General features: G+C 32.2%; 15 protein-coding genes and 1 tRNA gene. 3 read left to right on the top strand and 13 right to left on the bottom strand.

Translation table 11 applies throughout. The annotated features are described in order from the left end of the window. Window positions 1-184: 184 nt before the first annotated feature. A complete protein-coding gene (locus tag ACI9TV_RS08330; RefSeq protein WP_415250317.1) occupies window positions 185-862 on the top strand; it encodes a hypothetical protein in 678 nt (225 codons plus the stop codon). Between the two features lie 195 nt (window positions 863-1,057). Then, window positions 1,058-1,228, top strand: a complete 171-nt coding sequence (locus tag ACI9TV_RS08325; protein ID WP_415250318.1) for a transposase-like zinc-binding domain-containing protein — start codon at window positions 1,058-1,060, stop codon at window positions 1,226-1,228. A gap of 726 nt (window positions 1,229-1,954) precedes the next feature. Here ACI9TV_RS08325 and ACI9TV_RS08320 read toward each other — a convergent pair. The 8 genes from ACI9TV_RS08320 to ACI9TV_RS08285 all read right to left on the bottom strand — a co-directional run bounded on the left by ACI9TV_RS08320 (window position 1,955) and on the right by ACI9TV_RS08285 (window position 10,024). Beyond that, window positions 1,955-2,038, bottom strand: a tRNA-Leu gene (locus ACI9TV_RS08320). A gap of 77 nt (window positions 2,039-2,115) precedes the next feature. Next, window positions 2,116-2,430, bottom strand: coding sequence for a F0F1 ATP synthase subunit C (locus ACI9TV_RS08315; protein WP_415250316.1), 315 nt, complete (start codon window positions 2,428-2,430; stop codon window positions 2,116-2,118). Window positions 2,431-2,572: 142 nt separating this feature from the next. Then, window positions 2,573-4,669, bottom strand: coding sequence for a polyribonucleotide nucleotidyltransferase (locus ACI9TV_RS08310; protein ID WP_415250315.1), 2,097 nt, complete (start codon window positions 4,667-4,669; stop codon window positions 2,573-2,575). Then, window positions 4,669-5,322: a phosphoribosyltransferase gene (locus ACI9TV_RS08305; protein WP_415250314.1), complete on the bottom strand. Its 654-nt coding sequence runs from the start codon at window positions 5,320-5,322 to the stop codon at window positions 4,669-4,671. The genes ACI9TV_RS08310 and ACI9TV_RS08305 overlap by 1 nt, the downstream gene beginning before the upstream one ends. Window positions 5,323-5,329: 7 nt before the next feature. Further along, on the bottom strand, window positions 5,330-7,507 hold the full coding sequence (locus tag ACI9TV_RS08300) for an LPS-assembly protein LptD (protein WP_415250313.1): 2,178 nt from the start codon (window positions 7,505-7,507) through the stop codon (window positions 5,330-5,332). After that, window positions 7,500-7,949, bottom strand: a complete 450-nt coding sequence (locus ACI9TV_RS08295) for an RDD family protein (RefSeq protein ID WP_415250312.1) — start codon at window positions 7,947-7,949, stop codon at window positions 7,500-7,502. Before ACI9TV_RS08295 ends, ACI9TV_RS08300 begins: the two co-directional genes overlap by 8 nt. An 11-nt stretch (window positions 7,950-7,960) precedes the next feature. Next, window positions 7,961-9,226 carry a phosphoribosylamine--glycine ligase gene (gene purD, locus ACI9TV_RS08290; RefSeq protein WP_415250311.1) on the bottom strand — a complete coding sequence of 422 codons (1,266 nt, stop codon included), beginning with the start codon at window positions 9,224-9,226 and terminating at the stop codon, window positions 7,961-7,963. 75 nt (window positions 9,227-9,301) lie between these two features. Next, window positions 9,302-10,024: a paraquat-inducible protein A gene (locus tag ACI9TV_RS08285; protein ID WP_415250310.1), complete on the bottom strand. Its 723-nt coding sequence runs from the start codon at window positions 10,022-10,024 to the stop codon at window positions 9,302-9,304. Between the two features lie 447 nt (window positions 10,025-10,471). Between ACI9TV_RS08285 and ACI9TV_RS08280 the strand changes: the two genes are divergently transcribed. Beyond that, complete coding sequence (locus ACI9TV_RS08280; protein ID WP_415250308.1) at window positions 10,472-11,290, top strand: HDOD domain-containing protein; 819 nt, start codon at window positions 10,472-10,474, stop codon at window positions 11,288-11,290. Here ACI9TV_RS08280 and ACI9TV_RS08275 read toward each other — a convergent pair. The 5 genes from ACI9TV_RS08275 to nhaD form a co-directional block, all read right to left on the bottom strand. After that, entirely contained in the window at window positions 11,281-13,929 is a 2,649-nt protein-coding gene (locus ACI9TV_RS08275; RefSeq protein WP_415250307.1) for an ATP-binding protein, read from the bottom strand. The genes ACI9TV_RS08280 and ACI9TV_RS08275 overlap by 10 nt on opposite strands. 75 nt (window positions 13,930-14,004) lie before the next feature. Then, entirely contained in the window at window positions 14,005-15,450 is a 1,446-nt protein-coding gene (locus tag ACI9TV_RS08270; protein WP_415250306.1) for an ATP-binding protein, read from the bottom strand. A gap of 72 nt (window positions 15,451-15,522) precedes the next feature. After that, window positions 15,523-16,149: a uroporphyrinogen-III synthase gene (locus tag ACI9TV_RS08265; protein WP_415250305.1), complete on the bottom strand. Its 627-nt coding sequence runs from the start codon at window positions 16,147-16,149 to the stop codon at window positions 15,523-15,525. 21 nt (window positions 16,150-16,170) lie between these two features. Next, window positions 16,171-17,709 (bottom strand): glutamine-hydrolyzing GMP synthase, encoded by a 1,539-nt coding sequence (guaA, locus tag ACI9TV_RS08260; protein ID WP_415250304.1) that lies wholly within the window; start codon window positions 17,707-17,709, stop codon window positions 16,171-16,173. A 225-nt stretch (window positions 17,710-17,934) separates the two neighbouring features. Further along, window positions 17,935-19,314, bottom strand: a complete 1,380-nt coding sequence (nhaD, locus tag ACI9TV_RS08255) for a sodium:proton antiporter NhaD (RefSeq protein ID WP_415250303.1) — start codon at window positions 19,312-19,314, stop codon at window positions 17,935-17,937. Between the last annotated feature and the right edge of the window lie 2 nt (window positions 19,315-19,316).

Below are 19,316 nucleotides of genomic sequence, written 5' to 3'. Positions count from 1 at the left end.
TTAGATAAATATGTTACTTTTTTACATCAAAAACAATATATTTTATTTTTGATGATATTACCTATATATTTTAATACTAAATAACTATAATAAATTTTTTATTCTATTTACGTTTATATTCTAACTAAATAGAAAGTTGAAAAATTTCTAAGAAATGGGTTATTATAAAATATAAAGGAAAAAAATGAATTTAGAAAAGTGTCTAAAAAAAAGTGCTGTTGTAGTGGTGTTAATTGCATTGTTTACAGGATGTAGTGTAAAAACTATCGCAGTAAGCTCCGATGCTAAACAAAACTTGTCGAATAAAACATTTACATTTGTGAAAAGAACAGGGCCATTGGGACCACAGACTCTAACTCCAGGTAAGGCTTTAGCTATTGGATTGACTGGTGGAGTAGGTGCAGCTATAATGGGTGCTACAGGTGGTTTGGATGCGGAGGAACTGGCTACTAAAATACCAGGTGCTTATATATCTACAGAATTAAGCAAAGTATTTGAAGAAAAATACAAAATGATAAAAGTACTTGATAACATTACAACAAATGAATCAGATATTGATGAATTAGTACAAACATATGATAATGTTGACTATCTTATAGATACTCAAGATTTATTGTGGCAAGTTGTATATTATCCTTTTAATTGGGGTACATATTCAGTTAGATATATTGGTACGTTAAAGTTGATAGATATTAATAGTAAAAAAATACTTGCACAAGGACAATGTCAATACTTCCCTGATTATACTGAAAATGCTCCTACCTATGATGAAATATTTCTTGAGGATAGTAAATTGTTAAAACAAATGACAAAAGAAGGACTTGATGTGTGTATTAAAAAATATATAACAGAGGTGTTATAAGCAAAACCTACCCATTTATTGTTTATTAATTTAGAAGTCCATTATTTATGGGCTTCTCACAAATAAAAGTAGTCGTAATTTCAATGAAGAAATTAGACTTAATGAAAGAAACGGGTGCATAAAATATCAACCTAAGCTCGGTATATTGGTAGTAAACAAAGGTTTATTTACAAATGCCTGTAAAAGAGTTCTAAAATATGTCCAAATTGTCAGTCGAATAACACTCAAAACAGAGGCTCTAGAAGAGGAATAAAAAGATACTTTTGTAAAGATTTTAAAACATCTTTTATCTCAAAAAGAAGACCCAAACAACTTCAAAGTAGTATCTTTAAAGAATACTTTTTACAGCGACAGACTCTCCAGTAATTATCAAAGAAATATAAAAGATCAATACCTTGGTTACGACATCAAATTAATGAATTTGATATTGGAGAAAAAGTACATAGTCCAAGAGCAGTTAATTTAGTTTGTCATGCTACTTTTTATGGTAAAAGAAGAGATAAGTTAAGTACATTAGTTTTTACGGATGTAGAATCTAAAGAGATACTTATTTGGAAGTATATTGAGAGTGAGCTAGGGCAAGACTATAAATATTTAAAAGAAGAACTACTTGAACTTGGATATACAATCCAAGATGAATGGTACGAAACCTATCAAGACTTTTTAGATGAAAAGAGTGTCTCTTCTACGACTGGAGAATTACATTATACTCATCCTAGGATTAGAGCTGCATATAGAAGTTTGAGAACAAACTTACCTTATCTATTTACATATAAAAAGCACAAGAAATTACATATTCAAAATACAACCAATGCTCTTGAAGGTGGAGTATTCTCTCATATGAAAAATATGATTAGTTTGCATCGCGGACTTACTAAAAGTTTGAAGTTGAATTTAGTTGATTATTACCTTATAAGTTATAAGAAAAAGTAGAAAATTATGCACCCGTTTTTTCATTAAGTCTGCTTATGAAATTAAATCTTTTGCATTACTGGTAGAAGATGTTTTACAGAAAATAGTATATAACTTTTAATAAAGTTCATTTCTTAAGTGGTTTTTTATCATAAGAATTTTTTAGGAGGTCGTTCAAAGTGGTGCGACTAGGGAGATTTGAACTCCCACACCGTTAGGCACGAGCCCCTCAAGCCCGCGTGTCTACCGTTCCACCATAGTCGCATTTTTTAGAAAGTAAAAAAGGTTTTAACTAAAAATAGTTAAAACCTTTGAGGGGTATATTTAGATTAGTCTAAAGACTATCCTAAATATGGATTAGCGTAAAGTGCAATAAGAGCAATTACTAGTGCATAAATAACTTGTGCTTCGATCATTGCAAGAGCGATGAACATAGTAGTCATTAGTTTAGCACCAAGACCTGGATTACGTGCAGTACCAGCGATAGTAGCAGCAGCAGTATGACCCATACCGATAGCTCCACCAAGAGCAGCAAGACCAAGACCAAGACCAGCAGCGATCATTGAGTAAGCTTTAAGAGTTTGGTTAGCAACATCACCGTCAGATGCAAGTGCAGCAGTAGCAAGAGCTAGCATTAAAAATAGAACTTTTTTCATAAGTTTCTCCATATTAAATTATTACAAAATATTTCGGATAGCGTAACCCCATCGTGAGATGAAGCAACCCATACATAAATGCAAGGATTTCCCTACTAAAAATTGATACGCGCATTATAGTTAAAATATACTAAATATTCTCTTACACTCTACCTAAAGATATTTTGTTACCTTTAAACTCTAAAATTTCTACTGTAATTTTATCGCCTTCACTTACTACATCTGAAACTTTTTCAACTCTTTGATCAGAAATTTTAGAGATATGACATAAGCCATCAGTTCCATCAGGAAGTTCTATAAATGCACCAAAGTCAACTATCTTTTTTACAGTTCCTTCGTGCTTATCGCCTACTTCATACTTGATTTTAGCAATTTTTGGAGTATTTACAATCGCTTCAATCTTAGCTTTTGCTCCATTTACACCATCTTTATTTTTTCCAGTAATTTTTACTTTACCATCTTTTTTATCAATATCAATTGTAACTTCAAACTCTTCAATCAAAGCGCGAATATTGCTTCCAGCCTGACCAATAATTTCGCCAATGAAACTAGCATCTATTGTGAATACTTCTACACATGGAAGTACTCCATCATTAAATTCTATCTGAGACTCAGCTTCTAGCATAATGTCAATAATATGACTTCTACCATCTTTAGCTTGATATAATGCTTCTTTAAGTACGTCTAAAGAGATTCCACCAAGTTTAATATCCATTTGCATAGCAGTTATTCCATTTTTAGAACCTGTTACTTTAAAATCCATATCTCCATCATGATCTTCTAAACCCATAATATCTGAAAGAATTGCGTATGTTTCGCCATCGCTAACCATACCCATTGCAATTCCAGCAATAGTATCATTGGTTTTAATGTCAGCAGCCTTAAGAGCCATGTAACCACCACAAACAGTTGCCATAGAAGATGAGCCATTTGACTCTAAAATTTCAGACACAAGGCGAACAGTACTTCCATCTAAGTTAATAACAGGTGCAAGAGCACGCTTTGCTAGATTACCATGTCCAAGTTCACGTCTTTTTGTACCCAAAATTGGGCTTGCTTCACCAACTGAAAATCCTGGAAAGTTATAATGAACCATAAAGTTTTCGTTTTGTGTTCCACTCTCTGTAAGAGTTTCAAACATCTGCGCATCTTTAGGTCCACCCATCGTTAGAACAACTAGTGCTTGTGTTTGTCCACGAGTAAACAAACAAGATGAATGTGCATTTGGAAGTACATTTGTATCTATTGAGATAGGTCTAATTTCTGTTAAACTTCTTCCATCAGCTCTTACTTTTTCGTTTAAAATCTGTCCACGTACCTGTTCTTTTTTCGCACTCTCAATTACAGCTTTTAATTCAAGTTCATCCCATGTTTCATGAATAACCATAATCTTTTTACGTAATTGTCTTAGAGCAGTTGAACGCTCAGACTTTGCCATCTGGTTCATAGCGTCTTTTATTTCTGACATATGGTTTTCTTTCACATAAACAAGCATTTCTTCATTAATTTCGCTTTGTTTTAAATCAATTTCCATTGTTTCTTTCTTAGAATATAAAAATGCATTTTCATATTTTGTATTTGTATAAAAAAGAAGCTCTTGCGTTTTCTCAAATACAGCAATCAATTCATCTTCAGCCATAGCATTAGAACTAACTTCATTTCCAAATGAACGCATCTCAATCATAAGTAAATCATCTTTTGTACCTGAGAGGTACAGGTCAAGAGTCGAGTCTTTCATTTGAGACGATGTTGGGTTTAAAACTACTTCACCGTCAATTTTTGCAGCACGAACTGCAGAAACTGAAGTATTCATATCTATGTCAGATGTAAATAGAGCAGCTGATGCAGCGTTTAGTGCTAAAACTTGTAAGTCTGATTCGCTATCCGCAGAAAAGGTCATTATTGTAATTTGAGTTGGGTGTCCAAAACCTTTTGGAAAAAGTGGACGTAAACTTCTATCTACTATACGAGATGTAAGAGTTTCAAAATCACTTGGTTTTGCTTCACGCTTAAAAAACCCACCAGGAATTTTTCCAGCTGCATAGGTTTTTTCAATATACTGAACTGTAAGAGGTAAAAAGTCATCTTTTACAATCTCTGTTTCATTAATCACTACTGTTGCAAGAATTACTGTCTTGCCTGATCTTAACCAAGCACTACCATTTGCTTGCTTTGCTACGTCTCCAAACGAGTACTCTTCTCTACGGTTTTCTAACTCTAAATTTACATCATATTTCATTATTTATCCTCTAATAAGTTTTCTATTGTTTCATCATCTATATCTTCTAACTCTTCATAGTATAAGGCTGTTTGAACATAATCATCTATGTCATGTAAGAAAAAAACATCATCTGCAAATGGCTCCAATAACTCGAGTACATCACTGGGAATAACCGGTACCGCAATATAAACAGCCTTAGGCTTTTGAACTAAAATTGCTTTAAGCGCTGTCATAAATTTCATACCCGTTTCACTTCCATCATCCACAAGAAGCACTATCTCATTTTCAATCTTTGTAAATTGTCTACCCTTTCTATATCGATAGACAAGACTTAATATTTTTTCCTCGTGCTTTCTATGTGCTTCACCATAAATATAATCATACTGAATCTCAAAACACGAGACTAAATTCTCATTTATAACTATTTCTTCACCTTCACATACGCGTGCAATTTCACATTCATCATTATTGGGAGCCATAATCGATTCTGATAAAAGAAAATCTATCTTATTTACAAATCTTCCTCGAATGTAAGAAGCAAGAGAAAGTCCACCTCTAGAGACAGCAATAATTTTCCAAGACTCATCTTTGAATCTTTGTATTGGTATAACATCTAAAAGTTTTTTTGCTGCATCTTCACGGTTTTTTAAAATCTGTTTGTACTTATTCATTTTATACCTATTCTTCATTTGGTAATTTATATGCGAATAATGAGCTATCAGTACTACCTGTTGACATAAATGGCTTAAGGGATATCGTAAAGTAAATGTATCTCTCTTTTATACCTTGCGTATTACCAGTTGCATCAAGAACTGGTCTATTATTTTCAACATACTTCATACCAAAATCCCAACATCTTTTAGAATATAAAAAGCCTATTTCTGTTCTTTTTTTCTCTTTAAGTTCTAAGTCATAATCATATGCAAAATGATATGCGTAATGTTTATTATATTTATATTTAATCCCTGATGTTAAATAATCAGTATACTGTAAAATAGTAGCTGTAGATGGAATAAATGTATCTTGATACAAATGAGATATTAAAATATCGAATCCGTCATCATTATAAACTAAACTATTATATATTTTTGAAAATTTTTCTTGCTTGTGATTGTAGAACATATTGTTGTATATATCTAAATGATCCGTGATTTTATACTCTAGTTCATTTTCTAAATCACCTTTAGATGATTCAACACCAGTATAAAGAATTGTTTGAGACAATCGATGATAGAGCTTTTGATTTCCTAAAGAGTCGTATAGATATTGAGAAAAATTTAGCTTTAATTCTTCCTTCACCTCTAGTATATTATAGAACTCACATCGAGAGATATAGTTTGGATTACTCTTATTATCTAAATTCTCACAATAATCTTTATTATAATCATAAAATCCACTGGTAGTCTCAGCACCCTTAAATGTATAACTAGATCCAAAACCCATAACATGAGAGAATTCTTCATATGCTTTTGTCAATTGCGTTGATACACCCACAACATTATTATTTCTAGCAATAATTCCATCTTCGTATAAGCCAGTTGACGTTATTTCTGAACCATAAAATGCAGAGTGTTGTGCATAAAGATTTGTAGTATAATCTAAATCAATATATTCGTTTAGTATTGAAGTATGTAAGGATACTGGCATGTTAAAATCAGTCTGTACTACTTTTTGATTTATTTCTCGATGTATATTATTACTTTGAATATCAGTATTATATGTTAAATGACCATCCAGTAAGGTCTCAAGATAATGATGATAGTGTATTGTTGGTAATTTTTGCAATGTGTCATCATTGGAGTCTTTTGTTAAGTCAATATAGTGCTTAAAATATGAAGCAAAATAATTCTTATCTGTATTATAAAAAAGATTGATTCTTGACAATACTTGTGTCGTAGTAGAAATATTAATTGTTTCATTAGAAGAGAGATTGATATAATCCACATCATTCATAAAGTTTCCGTCTATATATAAACCAGACTGTCCATCAAGATTTACTCCAAACCACTGATTGATTACGTCACTATTTTCATATTTAAAGTTATATCCGTAATGCTTATCATTTGCTAAATTATTTGCTAAGAAGTAATCAGTGTGTTCTTTGAAGTATCCACCACGTAAACTACCTTTTGAAACATTAGAATCAACAAATCTAAAAGTTGAGTATATTCCTTCACCACGTTTTGTACGAATTTGTGGTGTTAATTCTAAGTCCCAAGCATCATCTTCTGCAATATAGAATGGTTGTTGATAATAAAGACCCTCAACCCCAGAAACACCAAAAGATGGTTTCAGTAACCCTGTTCGTCTCGTTTTATCTAATGGATATCCAAACCATGGCGTGTAAAATACTGGAATATCATAGATATAAAGTCTTGCATTATATAAATTTAACCATTTTGATTCAGTGTTATACTCAGACGACGAAAACTCTATTTTCCATAATGGATCATTTGGATTACAGCCACTTACAACTCCGGATGCAATATCAAAATCATTATCTTTAGCCTTACAACTATCTCCACTAATCCAAACTTTAGATTCTTTTTCAAGCATGTAAAAAGGTTGAAAACTTTTTTCTTTAGTTTTAATATTTAATTTTGCATGATTTCCCAAAAGCTTATACTCGTTGCCTTGATTAGCACGTACATCATCAATCAGTTCTAATTCACCGGTATTTTTATTATATATAGCCTTTGATGCACTAAGATAGTAGCCTTTATAAACAACTGCAACATCTCCAGAGGCATTGACTATACCATCTTTTGTTTCTACTTTCGTGGCATATATTTCTATTTTTTCATTTGCAGAAATATTTAAAAGTGTTAGAAAAAATAAAAAAAGTAACTTATACATTCACGACCAATGTTTTTGCTGTTTTATCATGCCATGTTTGACGAGAAGGATCCATCAGTCCCCATATAAAACCAAGATAAAAAAGTATCTCACTTAGAATTCGAAATATTGCACGGTTTATTGAAACTATTACATTTGGATTTTGAATTGTATTTATTTCTATAACTCTAATCTTCATTATAATTTTTCCAATACTTGCCCCGTACTGCATTACAAAAAAAGATTGGTATATAATCTTTAAAGCCATATACTCTAAAACAACAGAGTTTGTCATAATAATTATTTCTTCAGTTGTCGTGAGCTGTGAGAACGTTTCCCACAAAGCGATGAGAAGCAAGAGAGACAATAACATCTCATCTATAAAAAATGCTGTAGCACGTTTACCCTTATCTGCTAAAGTCAAACCTTCACGGTGAAGTATGTTTTCTATTTCTTCATTCACAGTTTAATATCCTAAAGCGCTTGATATGCTATATCTGTTCTAATTTTCTTGCCTGCAAAATGTACTTGCCCACATCTTAGATATGCTCGATCACGTGCTTGCTTAATACTATCTCCAAGACCCACACAAACAAGAACTCTTCCACCATCAGCATATAGAACACCGTCCTCTTCACTAACCCCGGCATATGATATATGTGTAAAGTCGTTAATCTCATCATGATGTGATTCATCAACAATTATTTCCGCTGGAGTTGAACTAGAGTAAGGATAGTTTCCTGATGCCATAACAACACCTACTGCAAATTGCTTTGAGAACTCAACCTTAATTTCACTTAGTCTAGAAGTTGAGGCTTTATAAAACATATCTGAAACACTTGAAGTCATAAGTGGCATAAGTATTTCACACTCTGGATCTCCAAAACGAACATTAAATTCAAGAGTAATTGGTTCACCATTTACAACCATAATCCCAATAAAAAGGACACCCTCGAATGGTGCATTTTCTTTTTGCATTCCATCAAGTGTTGGACGAATAACTCTATCTCTTACTTTTTGATACAGTACCTCATCTACAAGTGGTGTTGGAGCATATGCACCCATTCCACCAGTATTTGGACCTTCATCATTATTTAAAAGTCTCTTATGATCTTGAGCAGCTGGGAGTAAGATATAATCATTTCCATCACATACTGCGAACATTGAAAGCTCATACCCATCAAGAAACTCTTCAACAATTACTTTAAGCCCTGCATCTCCAAAACTTTTTCCGCTTAACATTTCAGAAATTGCAACTTTTGCTTCATCATGATTTTGTGCAATTATTACACCTTTACCACCACAAAGTCCATCTGCTTTTACAACAATAGGAGCACTCAAAGTATCTGTAAACTTAAAAGCATCTTCAATTGAAGAAGTTTCAATATATTTTGCAGTTGGAATATTGTATTTTGCAAGAAAATTTTTCATATATACTTTTGAACCTTCAAGCTGAGCAGCCTCTTTACTTGGTCCAAAAATAGTAAGTCCATTAGATTTAAAGATATTAACCACACCATCAACAAGGGGTGCTTCAGGTCCTACAATTGTAAGTTCTATTTGGTTCTCTTTAGCAAAAGCTGCTAAATCGTTGTAATCTTTAATATTTAGGTTCGTACCAAGAGCTGAAGTAGCTCCATTTCCAGGTTGAAAAAAAAGTTCATGTTCTTCCTTCTCATTTGAAATTGCTCTTGCAATTGAGTACTCTCTACCACCACTACCTAAAATTAAAATCTTCATTCACAACTCCATAATATTTGGATAAATATATCTATTATTTTAGCGTGAATTATACCATAGAGGTCTTAAAGTTTATCAGGCTTTGCCTTGTGCTATTTTTTCAACATGTCTGTGAGCAACAAACGTAGCAATAATAGAAAATATTACATACATTGCAAAAAAGTAAAGTGCAATTTGCACTTCTGCATCTGTATATTCATCAGTATTTAATGTTAAGTTTGCCAACAATAATGCTACAATAAACACATCTGCCATCGACCACTTTCCAATGAAATTCATAATTTTTAAGCTTTTTTTATAAAAAATGCTAATGTATACTGCAAATGTTTTAATGACAGGAATCACAACACTAAATAGTCCTACCATTACAGCAATAAAATATCTATCAATATCCCATAGTGTTTTAATCGTAGCCCAGATACTTTTCGATTCATATTTAAATATGGTATATCCAACAACTGGTAAATCTTTAAATACTTCTATTGTCATAATAGGCGCTAATATACCAACAAACCAAGAGATTAAGGATGCTGTTATTATAGTAAATATAAATATTTCGTCTACATGGAAAAAATAAGTAAATAAGAGCATGACAACAAAAACAAAATAATAGACCACATATTGATTCATCATTTTTTTATTCTTTTGAATAATCTGATCACTTTTTGCTTTATTCATTTTTGTTGCATCATTATTAAAGATAGAAGCACGAAGTTTTTTAAATCCAAGGTATACAATTTCTTCAACGGGTGCATCCATGAACTTTTTTGCTTTATTTTCTTCCGCTTGTTTTGACATTTCAGTGTCATATAGTACAGAGTGATTGTATGCCTTATATGACACGAGTCCAAGGAATAAGATAAGTATAGTTGATAATATAATAGAAAAGTTTTTTTTAGTAATTAATTTCATGATAATGCATTTTAGAGTAACTTAGCTGTATTTAGAATAAAAGAAAGAAAATATAATTTATTTATATAGCCCAAAAAGCCGTCTCGCTATTGGCCAGTTCTAAAAGCCGAATTTGGGTGAAGAGAGAACTTCTTATCGGCGACAATTTCTCGGTAGAGTAAACGTACCTCAAATGAAACCATCGACACGCAAAAGTCCTACTAGTTCACAATTTGAAAATGTAGAACCCTCATATTTGCGAAGTCTCGAACTTTTCAGACTACTAAGAATATTATACTCCTTTTTACATTATTTTTTATATAATACAAATAAATTAAATACAGAAGGTCGTAAATGTCTTATATTCCCTTGATTGCTCGCATTGACTCTCTACCACCACTTCCAGAATCAGTACTAAAGATTGAAGAACTATTTCAAAATGAATATCCAGATATTGACGCTCTTGTAGATATCATAACAAAAGATCCCTCTCTAACAACAGATATCCTCTCTAAAGTCAATGCTCCATTCTATGGATTTTCCAAAACTATTATTTCAGTCTTACAAGCAACTACATTATTTGGGGCACCTCAAATTCGCGCTCTTGTCCTCGCTTCAAGTATTCAAAGATCTTTTGATGTCAACTTAACTCCATATAATATTAGCACAGAGATGTTTGCAAAAATTTCGATTACGCAAAGTGAATTATTGTTCCAATGGTATATGAATATTGACATTGACTTAGCTAGGACCCTAACACCAATAGCTTTTTTAATGGAAACTGGGAAAATATTAATCGCTAAGGAGGTACTACAAGAAGGGAAAGAGGATAATTTTAAAAGTGATATGAGTCATTATGAGAATATCTCCGATGTTGAGACTATGTATACAATGATGAATACTTCTCAAATCAATAGTCTTATTTTTAAACACTTACATCTCAATGATAGTTTTTGGGAATCTATGAAATATTTAGATAACGAGCAAGAAATTCCTGATGCCATGAAAGATACTGTCACTATTTTACAAATTATAAGAGCAGCAATAAATGTGCAAGATCAATTAAGTGAATACTCCCTCAGTAATGCTTTTAAACTCCTAGAAGAAAGTAACTATAATATTGATATTTTTAAAAGAGCTGCAAAAAGAGTACAAACGAAATACTATACGTGAGACTTCTTCAAATGTGCATCAATATCTTTAAATAGTTTGGCTAACTCCAACTCATAGAATGCTATAAGTTTTACCCAATTACTTCTAGGACCTTTTTCAAGATTATACTCCATGGTAGCCGCACTTTCACAAAGCTTATATGCACCTATACTAAGTGCTACATCTTTAATATCCATGGCCTTATGCCTAGCTTCTTTATAGTTACCCATACCACACAGCTCTTCTAAATCTAAAGGTGAATTAATATACATCTTTTTAAAGTCTTTTAAAATAGAATTATAAAACATTTTGTCGTTATTATATCTTTCTAGCCCTACTTTAATACTAATCTCTTCATATTCATTTTCATCGGAGTCTAATACTGCTTGTACAGTAGATTTAATCAAGACTTCTTTTTTTTCTGTATGCAATGCCTCATAAATCTTCTTATAAAATATGTCAATAATTATTGGTTTTGAAATATACCCTTGCATACCCACATCAATTGTCTTATTCCTTGCATCATCCATGACATCTGCCGTTAATGCAAAGATTGCTAAAGTGTCAAACACTTTATGCTTTCTAATCTCTTGTGTTGCTTCAAAACCATTCATAATAGGCATATTAATATCCATTAACACTAAGTCAAATTTTCTACCACTAAGTAATATATCTAGCGCTTCTTTTCCATTAATAACATATGTTATTTCTATCCCTGTATTTGCCAATAAACCTGTAATAACTTTATGATTTACTTCATTATCTTCTGCAATTAAAATCTTTTTATCAACAACACTTTGCAAAATATTTTTTGATGGGTTAGCTCTTGCTTTATGTTTTAGTTTTTTAGGTGCATATAAATCAATAATCATATTGAGTACAGATTGTTGATTAAAAGGCGTTTGTAAATAACTATCTACTTCTATATTTTTGAGTATTTCATTATTTAGACTACTAAATAATTCACTCAGTATTACAATTTTGAATTTTTGTTCTTTTTGCATCTTCATTAATATTTCAATAGTCTGTGCGTTTAACTGATTTTTATTAATAATGACAATATCAAATTGCATTGTCTCGTCTAGTACTGATTCCAAAAATGATGGAATAGTATGTGTTCTGTATTTAAAATGCCCTAACATTTGGATAAGTTGCATTACATTTTTACCAGAGGAATCTACAACCAAAATTCTTTTATTTAAATACTTTGCCGATGGCAGTCTGTATTGACGTTTATTAAGATGGTCTTTTAGTTTAAAGGCTATTGAAAATGAGAATGTCGTTCCCTTAGATACTTCACTTTTAACTTTAATCTCTCCGTTCATCATTCTAACAAGTTCTTGAGAGATACTAAGACCTAAACCTGTACCACCAAATTTTCTACTTGTAGAGTCATTGGCTTGAGTAAAGGATTGAAAAACTGTTTCTAATTGCGCCTCAGTCATCCCAATTCCATCATCTTCTACTATGAATTCGAGACTCACTACATCTCCGGAATCTGAAACTTTTTTCACACTCAAAGAGACATCACCATCTTTCGTAAATTTAACCGCATTTCCAAGTAAATTAATTAAAACTTGACCTAAACGTAGAGAATCTCCTATAAGATGGGAGGGTACATCTTTATCTATATCTACAAGACAATTAATGTTATTATTTTTTGCCTGCATTGATATAATATTTAAAACATACTGGAGTATATCATTGATATTAAACTCAGCTTTTTCTATATGAAGTTCACCCGCTTTAATCTTAGAAACATCAAGAATATCATTCACAATGTTGAGTAAATTTGTTGCAGAATTTTCAATCTGTTTTATATACTCTTTTTCTTGTTTTCCCAAATCAGAATCAAGAACTAAATGAGTCAATCCCATAATAGCAGTCATTGGAGCACGGAGCTCATGGCTTGCATGAGAAAGATACTTTTCTCTATCTTTAATCTCTAAACTTAACTGTTTATGCTTCTCAGTATGTATCATGTCGCTGTTAAAATATATCTCATTATCTTTCTTATGTTTCAACATACTTCTCAGTAGAAATAAAACCAACATAAATAAGACTAAAGATATTCCCTTCCATACATAATTACCTAGATTTTCAATAAATAAATCTTTCTCAACAAACTCTTTTGTTATGACTTTAGGTACTTCAAGAACTAAAACTTTAGTGCCATCTATTACTTCAACTTCTGCAATCATTTCATCATTTTTAAACTCATCTTGATTAATGGTAAGCTCAACAACTTCAGTAATAGGTTCTCGTACACTTTCCTCTTCGACTAAAGGAGGTTGTTCGAGTATGGGCTTCTTCTTCACTTCACTTATGGGAGTAGCTATGTCTTTTTTTTTCATACTCGTAACATAAACATCAGAATAATGTGTGCGCAGTGTATCGATAACCTCTTGAAGTATTTTTCTTTGCGTAAAGGGTTCAGCAATAGTTATATAGTAACGACCAGAGCGTCTCGCCTTAAATTCGAAGCCCCACTCCTCTTCTAAGTCTAGTACATTGTCATGTGAAGATATAAAACTTACTAATTCTTCTAAGGCTTGCTCTGATTCTGCTTGGGTATTAAAAGAAGCGATTCTAATTGTACGTAAATACTCTGCTTGTATCATGCTCGAGAAAAGGAGTATCCATACTAAAAGAAATTTCATTATTAACCTTTCATAACATATACATTATTCTCTAATTATTATAACATATAAAAATGTTGTTCTACTAGCTAAGAGTTATCTAATAACATTAAACTTAAGCGTAAATGTAAATGTTGTTCCTACATCTTCCGTTGAGTATATTTTAATTTCACCATTCATCATTTCGATTAATTGCTTCGTAACAGATAAACCAAGCCCAACTGTCCCATCTTCAACTATTTCTGTACTAGAGTCAAGTATATCATTTACTTGTTCACTACTCATTCCAACACCCGTATCTTTGACAATAAACCCTAAAGTTATTGCATGTGTATAATTATAAAGTGTCTTAATCGTTAAAGATATTTTTCCATTTTTTGTAAATTTTACTGAATTTCCAAGTAGGTTTATAAGCACTTGACGTATACGTGTTGGATCTCCAAAAATAAAAGCTGGAACATCATCTTCTACATTTAATTCAAATACTGTCTCATCATTTTTAGCTTCAAGTGAAATAATTTTAGATACTTTACGTAGCATTTCATTCAAGTCAAATTCAATGTTTTCAATTCTCAAGGTTTCATTCTTTAATTTTGTTATATCAAGTGTGTTATTTACAGTGTTGAGTAAATGTTCTGATGAACTTCTTATTCTTTGTATATAATCTTTTTGAATCTGCGTTAAGTCAAATTCAAGTAGAAGATTAGTAAAATTATGAATTGTTGCTACTGAAGTTTTGGCATGTGTTAAAAAGCTGTCTTTATGTCGTATTTCAATATCTTTTTTTGTAAAAATTTCATGTGTCTCTATCTCTCTATCTTTACAAAAAATACTTTTTCTTTTATACCTATAAAGTAATGAACTAACTAATAAAAGTAAAATCAATGTAACAAAAAATAATATTTCATATACATCAGTAGTGTTTGTACCTGATTCTTTCTCTTTTACAAATACTTCTTTTTCATCAAAATTATAGGCTAATGGTTCTACTTCTTTTTTCTTTTGAATAATTGGTTCAGGTTTTTTTACTGGCTTTAATTTTATTATTTCTTCTTCTACAGGTATCTCTTGAATTATTTCAGGTAATTCTGTTTCATCCTCTGAGATAATTTCTTGAGGTAATTCTGTATCGTTCTCTATGTTAAACGCTTCGGGTGTATTAACTTCTGCACCTTCATTAGATTCAATGGGACTCTCTACAGTTAGTTTTTTCATTGTAAATGCTGGAGCAAATTTTAGTTTTCTTACATAAGCATCAGGGTATGATAATCGTAATGTATCAATTACTTCTTGTAGAACCTCTTTATCTCTCATCGGGCTAACAATAGTCAGGTAATGAGCACCAGATTTTTTTACTTTAAATTCAAAATCCCAAATTTTTTGAAAATCTGTTATATTTGAATTATTTTTTACAAATATATTTACTTTTGCCAATTCCTCTTGAGCTCTACTTTGGGTGGTAAAAGCTCCAAGTCTAATTGTACGAAGATATTCTGCGCTTAAAAATGTTGTAAAAAAAAGTGTTATTAGTATTAATCTCATAAATTTCAAAATTATAGTCCTCATTTAATATATTTTAAAATTATACTATAAATAAGATAAAATTATTATTATTTATAAATCAACGAGGTCTATACAACTTTGAACTGTAGTTTTTTCTGATACTTTATACTCAATATTTGTAGGTAAGGCTTTTGCAGTAGTTTTACCTATAACTATAACACTTGATTGTTCAGAGATAGTATGTTGCTTCAAAAAACATTTTACACTTGATGGTGAAGTGAAAATCAATGTTGCATTATCTTCTACCTGAATATCTCGTATTTCACAAGAACATTTACTTTCATATACTATAGACTCAGTAATACAATAGCCTTCTTTCTTACACAGAGATACAAAGCCAGAAGCAACCACTTTTGCTCTCAAATAAAGCCATTGTACACCCCGAGATTGTTTTCTTATTTCTAAGGATAAATCATCTCCATATCCTCCACCAATACCAAGGACTTTACCACCTATCTTTTCATAAGCAAGTGCTGTGGCCTTAGAGATGCAAAGAGCAGGTTTCAGGACTTTTGCATCATACTGCTTTAAGACCTCGCTCACCTGCTTAGAGGTAATAATAAAATGATCATATTTTGAAAAATCAATATCTGGTTTGAAAAGAGTAATATCTAGAGAATTTATACTGATAGCATCTGGATGAGAGAAAGTAGAAAAAAGATACGTTTTAGATTTCATGCAAGAAGAGGTTTTTAACCTCTACTCCCACTCTATAGTCGCTGGTGGCTTACTTGATATATCATAAACAACTCTGTTAATTCCATCAACTTCATTAATAATTCTTCTTGAAATTCTCTCAAGTAAATCATGTGGAAGGTGTGCGAATGTTGCTGTCATACCATCAACAGCTTCCACAACCCTTACACATGCTGTGTTGTCGTACGTTCTGTTATCACCCATTACACCAACAGATTTTACATTAAGTAAAACTACGAATGCTTGCCAAGTTTTAGCATAGTATCCACTTGCTTTTAACTCATCAAGTAAGATAACATCAGCTTCACGTAAGATAGTTAAATCAGGCACATTTACATCACCCATAATACGTATCGCAAGTCCTGGACCAGGGAATGGATGACGATTAATCATACCCGATGGAAGACCAAGTTCTAAACCAATTTTACGAACTTCATCTTTGAATAGTTCACGAAGTGGTTCTATAAGTTCAAAGTCCATCCAATCAGGAAGTCCACCAACATTATGGTGTGATTTAATTACTTCAGATGGGCCATTTACACTTATAGATTCAATAACATCAGGGTAAAGTGTCCCTTGCGCAAGAAATTTAATTCCATCGTGTTTCTTTGCTTCTTTTTCAAATTCTTCAATAAAAGTGTGACCAATTATTTTACGTTTTTGTTCTGGGTCACTTATACCTTCTAATTTACCTAAAAAGTTATCAACTGCATCAACAGTAATGAGTGGCGTTTTAAGGTTAATCTTGAAAACCTCTTCAACTTGCTCACGCTCACCTTTTCTTAAAAGACCATTGTCAACAAAAACTGGAATTAACTGATCGCCAATTGCTTCATAAAGCATAGCAGCAACAACTGAACTATCAACTCCGCCACTTAAACCACAAAGAACTTTACCAGTTCCTACTTTCTCGCGGATACCCTTAATCTGTTCTTTTAAGAAGTGTTCCATTTTCCATTTTTCAGTTACTCCACAAATATTTTTTGCGAAGTTACGAAGCATAAGGTAACCCTCTTCTGAGTGTTGTACTTCTGGGTGAAATTGCATTGCATATACACGTTTTTCTTCATTTGCAATAGCTGCATATGGTGAATTATCTGATGTAGCTATCGGAGTAAAACCTTCTGGTAACTTATCTACTTTATCTGAATGAGACATCCATACAATTCTACCATCATCACAGTCTGCTAGAAGTGGCGAAGCCGTTTCAAGTTTAAGTTCTGCTTTTCCATACTCATGATGAGAAGAACGAATAACACTCCCACCAAAATCTACTGCAATTCTTTGCATACCATAACAGATACCAAGAATAGGAATACCCATAGAATAAACGCCCTGATCAACCGTATATGCATCTTCATTATATACAGATGATGGACCGCCACTAAGGATAACACCTTTTGGGTTTTTAGTCTTAATTTCCTCTACAGATGTATGGTAAGGTAAAATTTCACAATAAATTTTATCTTCACGAAGTCTACGAGCTATAAGTTGTGTGTATTGAGAACCAAAATCTAAAACGATGATACTAACATTTGTCATATAAATGCCTTTTTATTTTTTTATTACAGATTATGAGCAAAGCCCATCATCTTACGCTAACGCTTGGTTCCACTTGGCGTGAAGCCCACGCACTCAGAGTGCTTAATAATTATTATTTTTAATTTGAAAGGATACAGTAACTTAGATTAATATTTGATTTGTAATTGAGAAAGGAAGTGATTGATTTCTAGGAAAATACCTAGAAATCATCTAGTTAGTATAAACCTAGTGACCTATACCTAATACTTGGTATTGAAAATACCAAACAGATACGGACACGATATATCCTACTAGAATAGTCCAAGAGTATTTCATATGCGCACCAAAAGTATAAATACCTGGTAGCTTACCCATAACACCAACACCAGCAGCAGAACCAAAAGAAATGAGTGATCCACCTACCCCAGCAGTTAATGTTACTAGCATCCATTGATCAAGGCCCATCTCTGGTGAAGCTTTAAGTACAGCTGACATAACAGGTACATTATCTACAATAGCAGAAAGGAAACCAACACCGATATTTGACCAAGTTGGCCCAAGAACTGATGGGTCGTACACTACAGCAGCAAGCGCTAACCAACCGATAAAGTAAAGTGCTCCAACAGCTGCTAAAATACCAAAGAAAAACATTAAAGTATTGTTTTCAATTTTTGCCATTGAAGTAAATACATCAAAACCTTTCCCATGTTTCTTTTTAAGTCTATAGTCATAAAGTTTAAGAAGTGAAAGACCAAACATCATACCCCACATAGCTGGAAGATGTAAGACTTGATGCGACATTACAGCACAAAATATTGTAAATACACCAAGAGCAATTACCACTTTTGCTCCATCCATCATCACAGGATTCTCTTCTTTAGTAATATCAAAATCTGGTACATCAGTTGGTACAAATCTACTTAAAATAGCTGCTGTAACTAAATAACCAATAATTGATGCTGGAAATAAAAATAAGAAGTCAACAAAAGTTCCCTTACCTGCTGTCCATGCCATAAGTGTAGTAATATCTCCAAATGGAGACCACGCACCACCCGCATTTGCAGCTACAACAATATTAATTGCACCAGGAACTAAAAACGCTTTATTTTCTTTCTCAATTGTAATTAATACAGTTGAAAGAATAAGTGCAGTTGTTAAGTTGTCGGCAATCGGAGAAATAAAGAATGCTAAAATACCTGTTACCCAAAAGAGTTGTCTATATGTGTAACCCTTAGAAATAAGATTGTATTTTAATTTATCAAATACTCTCATATGAATCATAGATTCTATATATGTCATTGCAACAAATAAGAAAAAGAAAATTTCAGCAATTTCCAAAATCAAATGTTGTGCTTGTGTATGAACAAGGTTCATATCCATACCATGTAGCATATAATAAAATGCGATTAACATAAATATAAAAGTACCCGCAAATAAAGCTGGTTTTGCTTTATCAATATGATATTTTTCTTCCATAGCTACAAAATAGTACGCTATAACAAAAATAATTAAAGCTCCATATCCAACCCACGTAAAAGTAATATCTGGAATTGCACCAGCACTACCTCCACCACTTGCCATTAACGCAACACTTGAGAATCCAAGTATCGATAAAAGTTTTAACATTC

Origin of the sequence: Sulfurimonas sp. (genome assembly GCF_047622445.1) — a bacterium.
GTDB lineage: Bacteria > Campylobacterota > Campylobacteria > Campylobacterales > Sulfurimonadaceae > Sulfurimonas.
This window is presented reverse-complemented; position numbering and strand designations above follow the sequence as displayed.

Bases quoted from the DNA above. Each gene is read 5' to 3' on its own strand.
- ACI9TV_RS08330 (WP_415250317.1), top strand. From the start codon at position 185: ATGAATTTAGAAAAGTGTCTAAAAAAAAGTGCTGTTGTAGTGGTGTTA.
- ACI9TV_RS08315 (WP_415250316.1), bottom strand. From the start codon at position 2,430: ATGAAAAAAGTTCTATTTTTAATGCTAGCTCTTGCTACTGCTGCACTT.
- ACI9TV_RS08310 (WP_415250315.1), bottom strand. From the start codon at position 4,669: ATGAAATATGATGTAAATTTAGAGTTAGAAAACCGTAGAGAAGAGTAC.
- ACI9TV_RS08305 (WP_415250314.1), bottom strand. From the start codon at position 5,322: ATGAATAAGTACAAACAGATTTTAAAAAACCGTGAAGATGCAGCAAAA.
- ACI9TV_RS08300 (WP_415250313.1), bottom strand. From the start codon at position 7,507: ATGTATAAGTTACTTTTTTTATTTTTTCTAACACTTTTAAATATTTCT.
- purD (WP_415250311.1), bottom strand. From the start codon at position 9,226: ATGAAGATTTTAATTTTAGGTAGTGGTGGTAGAGAGTACTCAATTGCA.
- ACI9TV_RS08285 (WP_415250310.1), bottom strand. From the start codon at position 10,024: ATGTCAAAACAAGCGGAAGAAAATAAAGCAAAAAAGTTCATGGATGCA.
- ACI9TV_RS08280 (WP_415250308.1), top strand. From the start codon at position 10,472: ATGTCTTATATTCCCTTGATTGCTCGCATTGACTCTCTACCACCACTT.
- ACI9TV_RS08275 (WP_415250307.1), bottom strand. From the start codon at position 13,929: ATGAAATTTCTTTTAGTATGGATACTCCTTTTCTCGAGCATGATACAA.
- ACI9TV_RS08270 (WP_415250306.1), bottom strand. From the start codon at position 15,450: ATGAGATTAATACTAATAACACTTTTTTTTACAACATTTTTAAGCGCA.
- ACI9TV_RS08265 (WP_415250305.1), bottom strand. From the start codon at position 16,149: ATGAAATCTAAAACGTATCTTTTTTCTACTTTCTCTCATCCAGATGCT.
- guaA (WP_415250304.1), bottom strand. From the start codon at position 17,709: ATGACAAATGTTAGTATCATCGTTTTAGATTTTGGTTCTCAATACACA.
- nhaD (WP_415250303.1), bottom strand. From the start codon at position 19,314: ATGTTAAAACTTTTATCGATACTTGGATTCTCAAGTGTTGCGTTAATG.